The 14,949-nt window shown below is 46.5% G+C and carries 15 protein-coding genes; 7 read left to right on the top strand and 8 right to left on the bottom strand.

Annotation, left to right across the window (positions count from 1 at the left end):
* Nucleotides 1-99 precede the first annotated feature (99 nt).
* The 3 genes from AC0IYG_RS04885 to AC0IYG_RS04875 all read left to right on the top strand — a co-directional run bounded on the left by AC0IYG_RS04885 (nucleotide 100) and on the right by AC0IYG_RS04875 (nucleotide 2,489).
* Nucleotides 100-1,296, top strand: a complete 1,197-nt coding sequence (locus AC0IYG_RS04885) for a sensor histidine kinase (protein ID WP_471709925.1) — start codon at nucleotides 100-102, stop codon at nucleotides 1,294-1,296.
* Entirely contained in the window at nucleotides 1,265-2,038 is a 774-nt protein-coding gene (locus AC0IYG_RS04880; RefSeq protein ID WP_471709924.1) for a LytR/AlgR family response regulator transcription factor, read from the top strand. Before AC0IYG_RS04885 ends, AC0IYG_RS04880 begins: the two co-directional genes overlap by 32 nt.
* Nucleotides 2,039-2,180: 142 nt before the next feature.
* Entirely contained in the window at nucleotides 2,181-2,489 is a 309-nt protein-coding gene (locus AC0IYG_RS04875) for a hypothetical protein (RefSeq protein ID WP_471709923.1), read from the top strand.
* A gap of 14 nt (nucleotides 2,490-2,503) precedes the next feature.
* Here the strand turns inward: AC0IYG_RS04875 and AC0IYG_RS04870 are convergent, their stop codons facing one another.
* Nucleotides 2,504-3,916 (bottom strand): enolase C-terminal domain-like protein, encoded by a 1,413-nt coding sequence (locus AC0IYG_RS04870; protein WP_471709922.1) that lies wholly within the window; start codon nucleotides 3,914-3,916, stop codon nucleotides 2,504-2,506.
* Nucleotides 3,917-4,099: 183 nt separating this feature from the next.
* On the opposite strand from AC0IYG_RS04870, the gene AC0IYG_RS04865 reads away from it, so the two are divergent.
* The 4 genes from AC0IYG_RS04865 to AC0IYG_RS04850 are packed head-to-tail and all read left to right on the top strand — an operon-like array spanning nucleotide 4,100 to nucleotide 10,206.
* Nucleotides 4,100-4,624, top strand: a complete 525-nt coding sequence (locus AC0IYG_RS04865) for a (2Fe-2S)-binding protein (RefSeq protein ID WP_471709921.1) — start codon at nucleotides 4,100-4,102, stop codon at nucleotides 4,622-4,624.
* Nucleotides 4,621-5,616: an FAD binding domain-containing protein gene (locus tag AC0IYG_RS04860; RefSeq protein ID WP_471709919.1), complete on the top strand. Its 996-nt coding sequence runs from the start codon at nucleotides 4,621-4,623 to the stop codon at nucleotides 5,614-5,616. The genes AC0IYG_RS04865 and AC0IYG_RS04860 overlap by 4 nt, the downstream gene beginning before the upstream one ends.
* Nucleotides 5,613-7,871: a xanthine dehydrogenase family protein molybdopterin-binding subunit gene (locus tag AC0IYG_RS04855; RefSeq protein ID WP_471709918.1), complete on the top strand. Its 2,259-nt coding sequence runs from the start codon at nucleotides 5,613-5,615 to the stop codon at nucleotides 7,869-7,871. The genes AC0IYG_RS04860 and AC0IYG_RS04855 overlap by 4 nt, the downstream gene beginning before the upstream one ends.
* 37 nt (nucleotides 7,872-7,908) lie before the next feature.
* The gene (locus AC0IYG_RS04850; protein ID WP_471709917.1) at nucleotides 7,909-10,206 is read left to right on the top strand and encodes a hypothetical protein; all 2,298 of its coding nucleotides are present in this window, start codon (nucleotides 7,909-7,911) and stop codon (nucleotides 10,204-10,206) included.
* 4 nt (nucleotides 10,207-10,210) lie between these two features.
* Here the strand turns inward: AC0IYG_RS04850 and AC0IYG_RS04845 are convergent, their stop codons facing one another.
* From AC0IYG_RS04845 to AC0IYG_RS04815, 7 genes are all read right to left on the bottom strand, one after another.
* Nucleotides 10,211-11,143 carry an aldo/keto reductase gene (locus AC0IYG_RS04845; protein WP_471709916.1) on the bottom strand — a complete coding sequence of 311 codons (933 nt, stop codon included), beginning with the start codon at nucleotides 11,141-11,143 and terminating at the stop codon, nucleotides 10,211-10,213.
* Between the two features lie 135 nt (nucleotides 11,144-11,278).
* A complete protein-coding gene (locus AC0IYG_RS04840) occupies nucleotides 11,279-11,560 on the bottom strand; it encodes a hypothetical protein (protein WP_471709915.1) in 282 nt (93 codons plus the stop codon).
* Nucleotides 11,561-11,785: 225 nt separating this feature from the next.
* A complete protein-coding gene (locus tag AC0IYG_RS04835) occupies nucleotides 11,786-12,148 on the bottom strand; it encodes a hypothetical protein (RefSeq protein WP_471709913.1) in 363 nt (120 codons plus the stop codon).
* A 111-nt stretch (nucleotides 12,149-12,259) separates the two neighbouring features.
* Complete coding sequence (locus AC0IYG_RS04830; protein ID WP_471709912.1) at nucleotides 12,260-13,354, bottom strand: PQQ-dependent sugar dehydrogenase; 1,095 nt, start codon at nucleotides 13,352-13,354, stop codon at nucleotides 12,260-12,262.
* Nucleotides 13,323-13,985: a c-type cytochrome gene (locus AC0IYG_RS04825; protein WP_471709910.1), complete on the bottom strand. Its 663-nt coding sequence runs from the start codon at nucleotides 13,983-13,985 to the stop codon at nucleotides 13,323-13,325. The genes AC0IYG_RS04830 and AC0IYG_RS04825 overlap by 32 nt, the downstream gene beginning before the upstream one ends.
* 117 nt (nucleotides 13,986-14,102) lie before the next feature.
* Entirely contained in the window at nucleotides 14,103-14,417 is a 315-nt protein-coding gene (locus AC0IYG_RS04820; RefSeq protein ID WP_471709909.1) for a hypothetical protein, read from the bottom strand.
* Nucleotides 14,418-14,632: 215 nt separating this feature from the next.
* A complete protein-coding gene (locus tag AC0IYG_RS04815; protein WP_471709908.1) occupies nucleotides 14,633-14,827 on the bottom strand; it encodes a hypothetical protein in 195 nt (64 codons plus the stop codon).
* Nucleotides 14,828-14,949: the final 122 nt, after the last annotated feature.

Here is a 14,949-nt window from a genome sequence, read left to right as displayed (position 1 = left end):
CAATAGCAACATTTCAAATAATCAACAGATGAGCAGATTGCTTCGGGATGTAGCTTTGTTTTAATAACTATGCAATCGTTTTAAGTTAAACTGCCCGCTATGGCCTTTGTCAGGCGACTTCTTGATCAATCCAAGCTCCCGCTCTCGGAAGGCGAGTTTTGGCGTTATTCTTTTGGTTACTGGAGCATTTTTGCAGTGATCACATTCTGGCAGCTGACCATGCTGTGGCTGCTGCGGCAGGGATCCGCGATGGGTTTTCACGAAGTTTTTATCTGGCTTCTGGACGGACTTTTCTGGTGGGGCACAACGCCATTGATCTTGTATGCTTCGCTGAAAATCCCGCTGACATTCAGCCTGCGGAAAGAGGGACTGATGCTGCCGATATTCTATCATTTGCTTATCGTCACTTTCCTGAATGTGCTGGTCAATACATTCCATTATTATGTGACCAACCCGCTGATGTTCCTAGCCGTAGGGCAGACCGTGCCGCTGGAAAAATATCTTTTTTCCTTCTTTATGGCTTACACAGGCAGTTTTGGTCAATATATGCTGCTGGTGGTGGGCTTCAACAAGGTTTCCTACATTTATATGTATCAGGAATTAAAACAGCAGCATTTTGAAGCCGAACTGAAAAACGAACAGCTGCGCGGGCAATTGGCCAATGCTCAGCTGCAATCGCTGAAAATGCAGCTTAACCCGCATTTTCTTTTCAACACATTACATGCAGTGGTCAGCCTGATGATTAAAAGTGACATTCGCAAAGCGACGCAGATGATCACGACATTGAGCGATCTTTTACGGGCCGTTTTGGTCAATCAAAAAGCCGATTATATTCCGTTGCAGGAAGAATTGAAGCTGACGCGGCAATATCTGGACATTCAGCAGATTCGCTTCCAGGACCGTTTGAAAGTGCAATATGACATTGATCCGGCATCGGAACTATGCCCCGTTCCGCAGCTTATTTTGCAACCATTGGTGGAAAATTCGGTCACGCACGGGATATCGGATCTCACCACAAACGCTTTGATCCGCATTACGACAAGCATGAGCGAAAATGGCTTAAAAATCGAAATTTACGATAACGGAATCGGTGCAAATCAGCGAAACAAAACTACGCGAGGAATGGGCATGGGGCTTGAAAACACGGTTTTAAGACTGGAACAAGCTTACGGCGATAAGGCGCAGCTGATTTTTGACCAGCCGGCCGGAGGCGGCACTATTGTTACACTTCACATGAACGGACAACCCAAAAACAAAACAACCGATGAAGCATTGTTGCCTGATCATAGACGATGAAATCCTGGCCCGCGACGTTATCCGGACCTTTTTGAAAGACGACCGTTCGATTGACGTGGTGGATGAAGCTGCGAACGGTTCCGAAGCCGTGGTTAAGGTGCTCCAGCACCGGCCGGACATTATTTTCCTGGACATTCAAATGCCCGAACTGAATGGCTTTGACGTGCTGAAAGAAATCTGGGCGCATCACCAGCCTTTTGTCGTTTTCACAACCGCTTTCGACCAGTACGCATTGCGTGCTTTTGAAGTGAATGCGATTGATTATCTGCTAAAACCATTTGACGAAATCCGTTTTCACCAATCCCTGGGCAGGGTTAAAGAAAGGCTTAGCCAGAAAGCACAACCGCGTGTCGAAGAGCTGGTTAGCAATCTTTTTAAGGAGCAGGTCGAGAAAAAGGGCGGCAATTATTTGCAAAGGATTTTGGTAAAAGAGTCTGGCCGGATGTATCTGGTGAAATTGGATGAGATCAGCCATTTTTCTGCGGACGGCAATTACATTTCCCTGCACACGAGTCAGAAAACCTACACCATTTACGAAAGTCTGGGCAGCCTGGAAACCCGGCTCGACCCGTCCGTTATGATCCGCACGAGCCGTTCGAGCATTGTGAACATGAACTACATTTCAGAGCTCGAAAATTATTTCAACGGAGAATACATTGTGCACCTTTCCACCGGCGCCAAAATCAAATGGACCAGAGGGTTCCGGGACAACATTAAGGCATTTCTGGCCAGGATCGGATAACAGCCGGATACAGTTCACCGGTTAGAAGTGACAATCCGGATAACCAATTGCACAGATTAAACAATTTCATGCTGCTTTCAACGGTTTGGAGGCCAAATTTGTCATCAGTAAAACAAGTTTTACTAGATATTTAGCCATAGCCATGAAACGTTGTACCATTCTCCTCGGAGCCTCGCTTGCTGCGGGCTTCCTTGCGGCCGCTTATGTGGGCAGCAAAAACAATCCACAACCCGATTCGCCACAATATTCGGGGCGGTTGCAATCATTAAAGGTTGAAAAAGCAGCCCGTTGCAAATATATGTACGACGAGATGGCGCACAAGCTTGTCGCCTATTCTGCGTCGGAAACAGCCTTTGCAGATGCGGAACAGGGTTTTTCTGCCAGACTTGGGGGCCGGATCCTGAAATTCAGCAGGCGGGACGATTTGGAACAGCAGCTATTCGCACTCTAAGCTGCCTCACCTGATCAATGCTCGGTTTTGAAGTAATCATCGTAATGCGCAGAGGGCGTCAGGATTCCGCCGCTTTCTGCGTAAAATGATTCGTCAGTCAGGTAAACGCCCTTTTGCGTGCGCACCCAGGAGCCGTCTTTTTTGGGATGATAAGTCATCAGTTTTTCCCAATTTTTGTAATACTGATGCCCGTTAGTCTCCTGCAATCCGACGGACATGCCCGGAAAAGGCTGCAAACGTGCGGCAACATTCTTGTTCCAATCCACCAGAATGGGGTTAACCGTCAGATCTGCACAAAAGCACGGCACCTTTTTCTCGTAAGCCAGCTGTGTGATCTTCATCGTCATACTGAGTGTTTTTGCAATGGCTTTGACGGCAATAGCGCTGTAACCGAGCTCAATGCGGTGCGCGGCATCTTCAACGGTGTGGGCGCTTTCGTCCGCAGCAACCCGCACGCCCAGATCGCCCACAAAAGTCTCATTACTTTCCTCAAATGGTTCTTCTATGACCGCAATCTGTTCAAACGCACCAATCTTTTTGGCATGATCCAGAAAACGCATTAAGGTTTCCTTTTTCTCATAACGGCCGTTTGCGTCAAAGTAATAGGGGATTTTCCCGTTTTGGGTATAAGGGGTTTCGTAATGTCCGATCGCTTTATGCACAGCCGTCAGAAATGCGATGTCCTTTTCGATCATTTCCTGCTGTGTCCCGGCCGAACCCGTTTTCAATTTCATGATAAAATACCCTTCATCCGCAGCCTGCTTGATCCGCCCTGCCGAAGTCCCTACGCTGAATGAAGGGATGCTCGCTACTTTTTTATGTTTGTAAGATAACCCTGGCTTATACGCGGTCGGAATGAGTTTATCAAACTGATCAATGTTGTTTTCCTGCGCATACAAAAGCCACGCAGCATTATCGACGCATACTAAGGCATTCAGTGCGAATGTTTTACGCAAGTCCGGATTGCCCGTAATTTTCTTACCATAAGCGAGCACTTCGGGTAAAATATCGTCGAGCAACTGCACAGGATCAGAAAAAGTAGTGCCCTTAATCATTTGCAGCGCGCGTTCGCTCATTGCATACATTAATGCATTGCCCGCGCTTTCTGAATGGCCTGCGAAAACCTTTGAGTCGGACCAGAGCACGCCTTGTGTCCCGATGCCCACTTTTCTGTTGCCCGCATCCGATTCCAGCATCGCAATCGCCTGCCAGCTGTCCGTGATTGCACTTCCTTTGAAGCGATAAGGGTTCAGCGGCTCTCTTTCAAAATTGGAATCTACATTTTTGATGCGGATCGTTTTCATGGGTTCAGGGGAATGTGGGAACGCGCCTGCCATTGCCGGAACAAGCGCACCGCCCACAGCGATCATTCCGGTGCGGGCTATGAAATCGCGCCGAGACATATTTTCATTGTCTTTGTTGGACATCAGCATTCGTTTTTGGCAGTTTATTTCAAAGGACTGCGAAAAGCATTACTACCCTGACCTGCATTTGAAAATAGTGCGCTGGCTTTTCTTACAACCGGGAATAATTTTTATAAGTCTGTTACCAATGGTTGCCATGCATTTTCATGCGATCTTAAAATCAACAACTATTTCACCATTGAACGTATGTCAAACGAAACCGCTGTTTTAGAACAGATCGCAGAAGAGAGAAGAGAACTGCCTGCATTCGAAACCGTAACACTTCAGATTAACGGCCAAACCCACAAACTAAAACTGCAAGCCTGGGTAAGCCTGCTCGACGCCATCCGCGAATACGCTGGCCTGACCGGAACAAAAAAAGGCTGTGACCACGGTCAGTGCGGCGCTTGCACCGTGCTGGTTAATGGCAAAAGGATTAATTCCTGCATGACGCTGGCAGTGATGAAAGAAGGAGCGGAAATCACAACCATTGAAGGCATTGCTGACGGTGCGCTTAACCATCCTTTGCAGGACTCATTTATCGAACATGATGCATTTCAATGCGGTTACTGCACGCCGGGGCAGATCTGTTCGGCAGTTGGATTGCTGAATGAAGGCCGGGCGAATACATTAGAAGATGTACAGGAGCTGATGAGCGGAAATATATGCCGTTGCGGCGCGTATAACAACATTAACGCCGCAATTATGGAAGTTAAATCAAAAATGGCATGAACAGTTTCTCATACAACCGGGTCAACGACATTGCAGCAGCAGTAACTGACCATACCGAACATCGTCATGCCAAATTCATCGCCGGAGGGACAAATTTGCTGGATTTGATGAAGGAAAATGTGATGCAGCCGACGCATCTGACAGACATTAACCAGCTCGATCTTACATCGATTTCAGAAACAGCAGCAGGCGGTCTGCGCCTCGGCGCACTCGCTACGAATGCAGACACTGCCTGGAGTCCACTGGTGGAAGAACGTTATCCACTGCTTGCAAAAGCCATATTAGCGGGCGCTTCACCACAGTTGCGCAACATGGCGACCAATGGCGGAAACCTCTTTCAGAGAACACGCTGCTATTATTTTTACGATACAACAACTCCGTGCAACAAGCGCGAGCCAGGCTCCGGCTGCTCCGCCATCAACGGAATCAACCGCATACACGCCATATTAGGAACAAGTGAAAGCTGCATTGCCACACATCCGTCCGACATGTGCGTTGCATTGGCTGCGCTGGATGCAAAAGTGAATGTTACCGGCATCGAAGGAGATCGCGTCGTTGACTTTGCTGATTTTCACAGGCTGCCGGGCACAACCCCGCATCTTGACAATAACATAAAGGATGGCGAGCTGGTTACTTCGATTGACCTTCCGCAAAGCAATTTTACCAAAAACGTTTTCTACCTGAAAGTCCGTGACAGGCAGTCCTATGCCTTTGCATTGGTGTCGGTGGCAGCGGCTTTGGAACTGGATGGCGACACGATCAAAGATATCCGGGTTGCGCTGGGCGGCGTGGCACATAAGCCATGGCGCAATGCTGAGCTGGAAGCGAGTTTCGTGGGTAAACAAGCGACTTCCGAGAATTTCAGGGCATTGGCAGAGACATTGCTTGAAGGTGCCATCGGTTACGGCGGCAACACATTTAAAATTGATCTGGCCAAAAGAGCCATTGTACGCGCATTGAACGAGGCGCTTAAACCGGAAGGAAATATATGAAAACGGAATACATTGGAAAACCGATAAGCCGGGTTGACGGACAGGCAAAAGTAACCGGAACTGCACAATACTCCGCCGACTTCAAAGTAGATGGAATGGTTTACGGTTACGTGGTGTCGAGCGGCATCGCGAAAGGGAAAATTGCGAGCATGGACACTTCGGAGGCGTTGGCTTTGCCGGGTGTGTTGCAGGTTTTTACGCATGAAAATGTATCCGGCTTGCCTTGGTTTAATATCAAATACAAGGATATGGACTCCCCTTCCGGCGCTCCTTTCCGGCCGTTGCATGATAATAAGATCCGTTACAGCATGCAGCCGATAGCGCTGGTTGTGGCGGAAACATTTGAATTGGCGAGATATGCGGCTACTTTGGTCAAGGTTGAATATCACGTACATCCGCATACAACAAGCCTTTCGCAGAACTTATATCGCTCGCATAAAGCGCCACTTGGCAAGTTGGGATATGTTCAGCCGAAATCGCGGGGCGATGCGGACCGGGCTTTTGATGCTGCTGATCATAAAATTGTGGCTTCCTACAAGCACAGTGCGGAGCATCACAATCCCATGGAATTATTTTCGACTACGGCCATTTGGGAAAATGATAAGTTGACGGTTTATGACAAAACGCAAGGCGTGTCCAACTGCCAGTTCTACATTGGCAATGTATTCGGACTTCCTTATCGCGATGTGCGCATCATTTCTCCTTATGTTGGTGGTGCATTCGGATCTGGGTTAAGGCCTCAATATCAGCTTTTCATGGCTGTATTGGCGACTTTGGAACTGAGAAGACCGGTAAAAGTGGGTTTAACCAGGCAGCAAATGTTCTCATTCGGGCACAGGCCTGTCACATTTCAGCAGCTGGAATTAAGCGCATCAGCAGACGGCTCATTGGAATCGATCAAACATGAGGCATATGCAGAAACGTCTCAATTTGAGGATTATACGGAGATCATTGTCAACTGGTCGGGCACCATGTATCATTGCGATAATGTTAAATTGAAATATGAACTCGTAAATCTCGACATGTTTACGCCACTTGATATGCGTGCACCGGGTGCCGTTACAGGCGCGCATGCGATTGAAAGTGCGATGGACGAGCTTGCTTATGAACTGAAAATGGATCCGTTGATTTTCAGGCTGAAAAACTATGCGGATGAAGATCAGACCGAAGGAAAGCCATTTTCAAGTAAGGAATTAATCGCTTGCTATCGCGAAGGTGCGGAGAAATTTGGCTGGACAGCGCGCAGCCTCGAACCACGTTCGATGCGAGAGGGAAACCAGCTTATCGGATGGGGCGTTGCAACGGCCGCCTGGGATGCATTCCAGGCACCGGCGCGTGCAAAGGCACTTTTGTCATTTGACGGAAAGCTCGTGGTAAGCAGCGGAACTTCCGACATTGGAACGGGAACTTACACCATTATGACGCAGATCGCAGCCGAATGTCTAGGCTTGAAAATCGAAGATGTAACATTCAAATTGGGTGACACTTCCCTCCCGCTTGCGCCGCTTGAAGGTGGCTCGTGGACTGCGGCTTCCATTGGAGCGGCTGTGAAAAGGGTTTGCCAGGATGTTAAAAAGAAACTGCTGAAATTAGCGGTTAAGACCAAGAAATCGCCTTTCTATAATGTAGATAAGGCCAGTCTTTCGATTGACTCAGGATACATTTCAGATAACAACGATGCTTCAAAAAGCATTTCTGTAAAGGACCTGATGCGGCTTGCGGAAGTGAACAACATTGAGGAAACGGCAACCAGCGGCCCAAACCCGATCAATAAGATGAAATACACTTTCAACTCGCATGCGGCGGTTTTTGCGGAAGTGAAAGTGGACGAAGATCTGGGAATCGTGCGCGTAACGCGGGTTGTGTGTGCGGTTGCAGCGGGCAGGATCCTGAATCCTAAAACGGCCAGAAGCCAGATATTGGGTGGTGTAGTTTGGGGAATCAGCAAGGCGTTGGAAGAGGAAACAAAAATGGATCACCAGTTCGGGCGTTTCATGAACCACAACCTGTCTGAATATCATGTGCCTGTTAATAAGGACATTAACGACATTGAAGTGATTTTTGTGGAGGAAAAGGATGATGTCGTGAATCCGCTGGGTGTCAAAGGCGTTGGTGAAATCGGCATTATCGCCGTTGCAGGAGCCATTGCGAATGCTGTTTTCCATGCAACTGGTGTGCGTGTCCGCGACTTGCCGATCACGATGGATAAGGTGCTCCAAATTGCAGAAGATAATACAAACCAGATCGCAGTATGAGATGAAATAGCTAATTTTAAGGGAAGATAAGAAGCACATGCAATTACTTTCCTTTTTTGAAACCCCGTTCAAGATCCAGCTGACTTTTGCCAGGGTTATTGATGAGTTTGAAGCCCGTGCGGCTGACCCATCTCACCCTGACCATGAGCGCGCAAAAGCGTTAATGGAAGATATAGCCCCGTTTCCGGAATTCCGGACGGGGATTACAGATGAGTCACAAATCCTGGATAATGAGCCATTATTGAAGCGGCTGCTGGCAGATTATTTTCCAGCAGCCCTTACTTTAAATGAGATTAAGGCTGTCAACATTCCCTACACGCGCATTATTTTCAATCACACCCAGCGTTTGAGGAACATTCTGGACGCTGCCGGATCTGAATTTGAAATCAACATCAGGGATTTTTCGCAATCGGAATTTTACATTTTCAGTTGCTGCATGATCCTGAATGCCTATTACGGCACGCATCTCGATTTCGGCCGGCCTTTGTTCTACGATATCCCCACGGCAAAAGGCATCACCCGGCATTATCGTATATTGTACAACGGTGATTTTATTGAGATTATCCCTTCCGAGAACGCCGTAGCCATTACACAGGACGACATTCACTTGCTGATGGACAATTATGAAAATCTCGATCTATGGAAGGAAAAGTTTCCGCCGCAAAGCTGGACATTAAGAGGCTTTTCACTGCTGACATTGTTTGATGCGACGGTTGAGAATGCAGTTTCCATATTTAAGGAGCAATTGCTGGGATTGAATGCACATGAATTTCGAGAAAGTGTCAAGTCCATTTTTCAATCGATATTTCAGATTGAGAACATTCATACTGGTTTCACCATCTATAATTCGGAAGAAGAGAAATTCCAGACGGCTGATTTTGGCAGGCAGATGAACAGCTTTATTCTGCCGGAAGGGCGGGAAGTGTCTGCATCTGATATGTTGTGTAAATATTCTTACGAGACGCTGATCGTGAATAAACATTATTTCGCAGTGTCTGACACGGTGGAGTATCTGAGCAAATATCCGGACAGTCATTTCGTTCGCCATTTTGCGGATCAAGGTTATGAAAGCTTCATTGTCGCACCCGTTATCAAAAACGAAATGTTGCTTGGCGTCCTGGAAATGGTTTCACCTGATCGTAAAAGGCTGAACAGCATTAATGCGAACAAATTGGACGTTGTCATGCCATTTCTGACCGAAACGGTTGAGCGGCTCGTGGCCGAATTGCAGAATCAGGTCCGCGCTGTGATCCAGGAAAAATTCACGACTCTGCATCCGAGCGTTTACTGGAAATTCAAAACGGAGGCCGAACAACTCATTCATTATCAACAGGCTGGCGCGTCCTATTCATTGAAGGAAATCGTGTTTGATGATGTATTTCCAATGTATGGGCAAATCGACATCAAGGGCTCGTCGGATGCACGCAATGCAAGCGCCAGGGCTGATTTGCAGCGACAAGTCCGCGCAGTGCTGACCATCCTTGAAGTCATTAAAAAAGCGGATCCAACCGCAAATTTTGAAGCGGCAAGACAAGAATTGCATGATTATCTGGGCGAGCTGCATGTGCCTGTAAAGTCCACGACCGAGCAGCATATCAGGGCGTATCTTGAAAAGGACATTCAAAATTTGCTGCGGCAGATAACTGATCCAGCGTTAATGCCGGAGATCAATGCATATTTTGAAGCAACTGACACATTATCAGGCATTTTCCATTCGGAGCGGCGGAAGTATGAGCTTACGATTGGCATCATTAATAATATGCTGGCCAACATTATAGATGAAAGTCAGAAGGAAGCACAGCTCGTTTTTCCGCATTATTATGAGCGCTTCAAAACCGATGGCGTCGAGCATAATCTTTACATCGGATCTTCGATAGCGCCCTTTTTACCGTTTTATACTGAACATCTGCATGCCCTGCGATTTTGGCAATTGGAAGTTTTGTGTAAAATGGAGATTGCGCATCATCAAAAATTCAATGCACTTCCCTATCCGCTGGGCGTGACAACGCTTATATTGGTTTATCACGAAGCCATTTCCATCCGTTTCAGAATGGACGAAAAGCGATTTGACGTGGATGGAAGTTACAATGCGCGTTTTGAAATTGTGAAAAAACGCATTGACAAAGCATGCATTAAGCACACCAATGAGCGCATCACGCAAGCCGGAAAAATCACCATTGTGTATTCCAATGAAGCGGAGGTGCACGAATATCTCGGATACATAGCAACTTTGCAGTCGGCTTCCTTGCTGCAATCTGATGTTGAGCAGTTCGAAGTTGAAGATTTACAAGGGGTTACCGGCCTGCGGGCGTTGCGTGTAAGCATTGCACATTAGCAGATCACACTGTTTCAAGATATTCAATCATCTTTTTTCTGGCTGCTGCGTCCGGGATCTTACCCAAGCCGGCTCCGAGATTGTCCGTCAGGTGTTTGACGTCAGAAGTGCCTGGAATGGCGCAGGTTACCGCATCATTTCCAACAATGTATTTCAAAAAATACTGCGCCCAGCTGTTGATGTCGTAATCCGCTGCCCAGGCTGGAAGCGCCTTTCCCTTGACCGCTCTGAACAAGGCGCCTTGTTCAAAAGGTTCGTTAATGATCACTGCCACGCCATTGTCTCTGGCAGCGCTCAGCAAGCTTTTTTCTGCATTACGCGACCGGATGGAATAATTGAACTGCACAAAATCCACTTCACGTGATTTGACGATCTGCTCCAATCGTCCATGCGCCGAATCGGTGTAATGCGTAATGCCGATGTATTTTACTTTTCCCTGCGATTTCCAGCCTTTCAGCGTTTTTAAATGCGTTTGCCAATCCTGTAAATTGTGGACTTGCATCAGATCCATTTTTTTTCGGCCCATTTTCCGGAAAGAATCATTCATCTGATCGATTCCCTGCTGCTTTCCGGTTGTCCAGACTTTGGTGGCAAAAAAGAAATCTTCATTGTTTTTAAGCTCACCAGTCAAATCACCGATCACCTGCTCGGAGCGTCCGTACATGGGAGAAGAATCGATCAGCTTGCCGCCGAGCGCTTCCATTTTTTTCAAAACCTCTTTCAGTTCCGCACGCTCAGCTGCTCCCGGGCCTACATCGAATTGCTGCCATGAACCAAGTCCTATCACTGGGATCTTTTCGCGGGTGGCCGGAATTTCTCGTTGAAGCATCATTATTTGGTTTGTTTGCGCGTGCGGCATAAAAGGATTAAGAAGCATTGCATAGCCGGTAAGTCCAATGGTTTTGACGATCTCACGCCGGGAAAATTGCTGCTCCATGCTTTAAACAGGATTTAGGTTATGATTGCAAGTTAAACAAGAATCATAAAAGTATGCCTGAGTCGCCAAGCCCGTAACGCAAAAAAGAAACCCGACCAATGGCCGGGCTCCTTTCTAAACTTAACACAAAACATTTTATTTGCTTAACTTCTCAATCGTCACACTCACTTTGTAATCTTCAATGTTTGGTGTCTGATTGCTGATCGGATAAGGAAGCACTTCGCTCACACGGAGCACATACTTTTGACCGTTAAGCTCAAATTCTTGAAAATCAGCCTTCTTGTCGCCTTTGAACTCAACATTAACCTCGGCTTGGTTCGCGCCATCAGAAACAGTAAGCTTGATTTTCGCGCTCCCCATCCAAACGCAAACTACGTCTTTGGGACAACGGCTGTCATTTACTTCGCGGAGATCCACATTCAGGTCCGCACCGGAAGTTTCAATGGTTGTAAGCTGCCGATACGGAACGCTTGTTACTTTCAGATCGGCTTTCGGTGCTGCATCTTCTTTCTTGTCGCACGCAACTGCGGCGACCCAGATTAGTGCAAATAGGATTGTTTTTTTTCATGCTAATATTACCTTTTATAATACAAGAGGAAGAAACTGGAAGCGGTTAAAAGGTTGTAATGTTCCGCAAATATTTCAAACCTCAAATGGAAGGTCGTAATCTTTGGTCTGAGGTTTTGAACTGCGCGTTTTGACCGTAATGCGCGCCTTTAACGGACTTCCGAGCACCAGATAATGCTTGATATACTGATCTTCATGGAACGTCCAGGACTTGTCTTCCAGAAAATACGCTTCCTGATTTTGCTTGCTTGCCATATATGCCCATTGCTCCACGCTGTTGGGTTCGTAATTGACAATGGAGCCCATGCTGGTTACCTGAATGCCCGGCTGGCCGCCATTGCCAAGTTCCGTGCAGCTTTCAACCGTCACGTTGATTGCAGAATTGTCTTCAAGGTCTTTAACTGACCATTGGTCGAGGATCGTTTTTACATTAGCCATTGATACGCTGATTTTTTTTGAATGAATGCAGATGCGACAAATAAAACTATCGCGTCCGCAATCGGCAGCATTCATTTATTCAACGGTTGATGTCAATAATTCAAAGGCGGATTAAGGATTATTGTCCAGGTAGGCATTCCTTACTTTGCGAATTTTCCCATCGCTTTTGGTCATGATATAAAGGTTTTTGGTAAAAGCATCATACTCAATCCGCAGGTCGACGCGCTTGGAACCTGTCATGTCGCGCAGGGTGGTTTCCTTGCCATTCTGCACAATCGCAAGCTCATGCACGGTGCTGTCTGACAATGATTTATCAATGTTGGTGTAAAAAATTCTTCCGCTGACAATGTCTCCGAAAAGATATTTATTCTTCAAAGCAGCAATTTCTCCTTCGTAAACCGCTCCTCCGCTGATCGCAGCGCCATCGATGTCGTCATGCAAAGCATAGGGTTTAATGAATGTTGCCGATGGCTTTTCCAGTTTAAAAACGTTTTTTAAATCTTTCGGTGAGATCCCGTAATTCCCTTCCTGCACATTCCAGCCATAATCTCCGCCCTTTTCAATCACATTTATCTCTTCAAAATTCGCTTCTCCCACCTCCGTGCTGAACAACTGGTTGCCATACCAGGACAGCCGATGCGGATTACGAAAACCATATGCGTAAATTTCTTTTCTGACCGCATTATCCTGGCTTTTTACAAATGGATTATCAGCCGGAATGCCGTATTTCCCATTTGGACTGTTATTGCCCAGCGGATCAATTCTGATAATAGTGCCAAGTAACGAATGCAGATCGTGACACAATTCCGGATGGCCGCTAATCGTCGTTCCGCCATCGCCGGTGCCAATGTAGAGCATTCCATAATCCTTATCATCTTGATTTAAAACCGGCGCAAAACCAATGTCTTGCGTTCCATGAACGTTGCCAGGCACATTAATGCGCAGCAGCTCTCGTCTTTTTCCTTCAAAAACCGCACTGTTCACATCATTCAACTTCCACTCAGAAACCACCCATTGCAATGCAACTTTAATGGAATCAGGAAATTCATAGTCGGCCTTTTTGCCTTTGAATGCTTCTGTGTGGGTGATGTAGATGAGGCCGTTTTCAAGAAACCCGGGATGAAATGCGAAACTGCCTAAGCCCGTACCCAAACCAGGTTCGTTAATGTAGTTTTCAACGATCGGCCGCAGGATCGAGAAAGACACTTGCTTGTTGATTTTTAACCCTGTAAACGATCCCGCGCTGATCGCTCACCATCATCGATCCGTCTTTGGAAGGATGCGGACGCATGGTTGCGATTCTTGTTCTGGGCATTTTTTCGGAAGTGGCCGGCATGGTGATATAGTCCTCCGTTTCGATCTTCAATGCAGATTTGAGAACCGGCTGCGCAAGTCGCTCAGCAGGAGCATTATTCAAATTTTCATCAATTGAAACTACGAGTGGCTGAATGTTATGCGCTTTTGTCTCTTCACCGATATAGTCAATGATAGATTTGATCTCATCATCTTTCAGGAAATCAAATGAAGGCATAATCATCTTGTAACGCTTCGTCAAGCTCACCGCACGCTTGTTGCCGGATTCGATGGCCTTGCCGGGGTTTTTGATAAATGCAGCCAGCTCATCCGCAGAGAGCACACGTGTGACGCCGCCAAGTTTGGGGCCGATCTCCTCTTGTTCCATCGCATGGCAGGAAACGCAATGTGTCGTATAAAGTGCCTGGCCAGAATTTGCTGAGGCAGTCGTTTTGGAGGTTTTATTCGTTTTGCTTCCTGTGCAATTGAGCAATACGAAAAGCAACATTAATCCGAAAAACGGATATAGGAAAGGTCTTGACATTAATAAGGAAACAGTTAAGATTTAGGTAAAGCAATGTTAACGATAACTGTCCTTATACAAAACAAAAACAGCCGGAAACTTCCCGGCTGTCTACTAATCATGTGGAATGACTAAACCTTATCCCACATTATTTCCATTCTTATCTAATTTCACCCTGGCACTTTCACTGCCTTTGGCTACTTGTAATTCGTAATACTCAGTTTCACCTTCTTTTACTAAAAAGGCTTTCTTAACCGTCCAGCCTGAAAAGTCTTCGCCTTTAATGGTTTTTTTGATTCCATCCGGCAGGTTTTCCGGTTTTACCGCAACTTTATCCTCTTTGGAAGTTGTCGTGGTTTTTGTTGTCGTCTCTTGCTTCGTTTCTGTCTGTGCTGCCTCCGTTGTTTTGCGCGTTGGCCTGAACAGAAGCGAAAGAGATAAGTGCCATGGCAAATGCCGATACTATTAGCTTTTTCATAATTTAGGTTCTTTTGAACTTGATTTATTTTGCGTCTCTGTGCATTCGCACTACTACAACGTTTATAAACAGGATTATGCCAAAAGATCTAACTTATTAATAATCAAAAGGTTATCTAATATAGCATTTGTGTGGTTATGGATAACCAAATCCCCGTTTTGTGGGATTTATCTTCAAAACGACCTTTTGATCAATTCAGGATCTGTCCATTTTTGTCAATCTTCATTCGGGACTGCTCATCCGCCTTGCGTACAACGAGTTCATAATATTGACTTCCGTCATCAGCGGTGACCAGATAGGCGTCGGAGATTGACCATCCGACATAGGATTTATCATTCAATGTTTTGGTGACCTGTTCGGGCAGATCAGCAGGCCGGACCTGCACACGTTTTCCAGAATAATGTGCGTCACTTTTGTTTCTGGCAGCGCTTCGCTATTTGGCGTAATAGCGGAAACGACGTTGCCCATACCGTATAAAACGGAGACGACAACGATTCCCATTTCGAG

This window comes from Dyadobacter sp. AC419 (genome assembly GCF_979253085.1).
This window is presented reverse-complemented; position numbering and strand designations above follow the sequence as displayed.

What these genes read in the sequence shown, in the direction of transcription:
- AC0IYG_RS04885 (WP_471709925.1), top strand. Translation starts at nt 100, where the DNA reads ATGGCCTTTGTCAGGCGACTTCTTGATCAATCCAAGCTCCCGCTCTCG.
- AC0IYG_RS04880 (WP_471709924.1), top strand. Translation starts at nt 1,265, where the DNA reads ATGAAGCATTGTTGCCTGATCATAGACGATGAAATCCTGGCCCGCGAC.
- AC0IYG_RS04875 (WP_471709923.1), top strand. Translation starts at nt 2,181, where the DNA reads ATGAAACGTTGTACCATTCTCCTCGGAGCCTCGCTTGCTGCGGGCTTC.
- AC0IYG_RS04870 (WP_471709922.1), bottom strand. Translation starts at nt 3,916, where the DNA reads ATGTCCAACAAAGACAATGAAAATATGTCTCGGCGCGATTTCATAGCC.
- AC0IYG_RS04865 (WP_471709921.1), top strand. Translation starts at nt 4,100, where the DNA reads ATGTCAAACGAAACCGCTGTTTTAGAACAGATCGCAGAAGAGAGAAGA.
- AC0IYG_RS04860 (WP_471709919.1), top strand. Translation starts at nt 4,621, where the DNA reads ATGAACAGTTTCTCATACAACCGGGTCAACGACATTGCAGCAGCAGTA.
- AC0IYG_RS04855 (WP_471709918.1), top strand. Translation starts at nt 5,613, where the DNA reads ATGAAAACGGAATACATTGGAAAACCGATAAGCCGGGTTGACGGACAG.
- AC0IYG_RS04850 (WP_471709917.1), top strand. Translation starts at nt 7,909, where the DNA reads ATGCAATTACTTTCCTTTTTTGAAACCCCGTTCAAGATCCAGCTGACT.
- AC0IYG_RS04845 (WP_471709916.1), bottom strand. Translation starts at nt 11,143, where the DNA reads ATGGAGCAGCAATTTTCCCGGCGTGAGATCGTCAAAACCATTGGACTT.
- AC0IYG_RS04835 (WP_471709913.1), bottom strand. Translation starts at nt 12,148, where the DNA reads ATGGCTAATGTAAAAACGATCCTCGACCAATGGTCAGTTAAAGACCTT.
- AC0IYG_RS04825 (WP_471709910.1), bottom strand. Translation starts at nt 13,985, where the DNA reads ATGTCAAGACCTTTCCTATATCCGTTTTTCGGATTAATGTTGCTTTTC.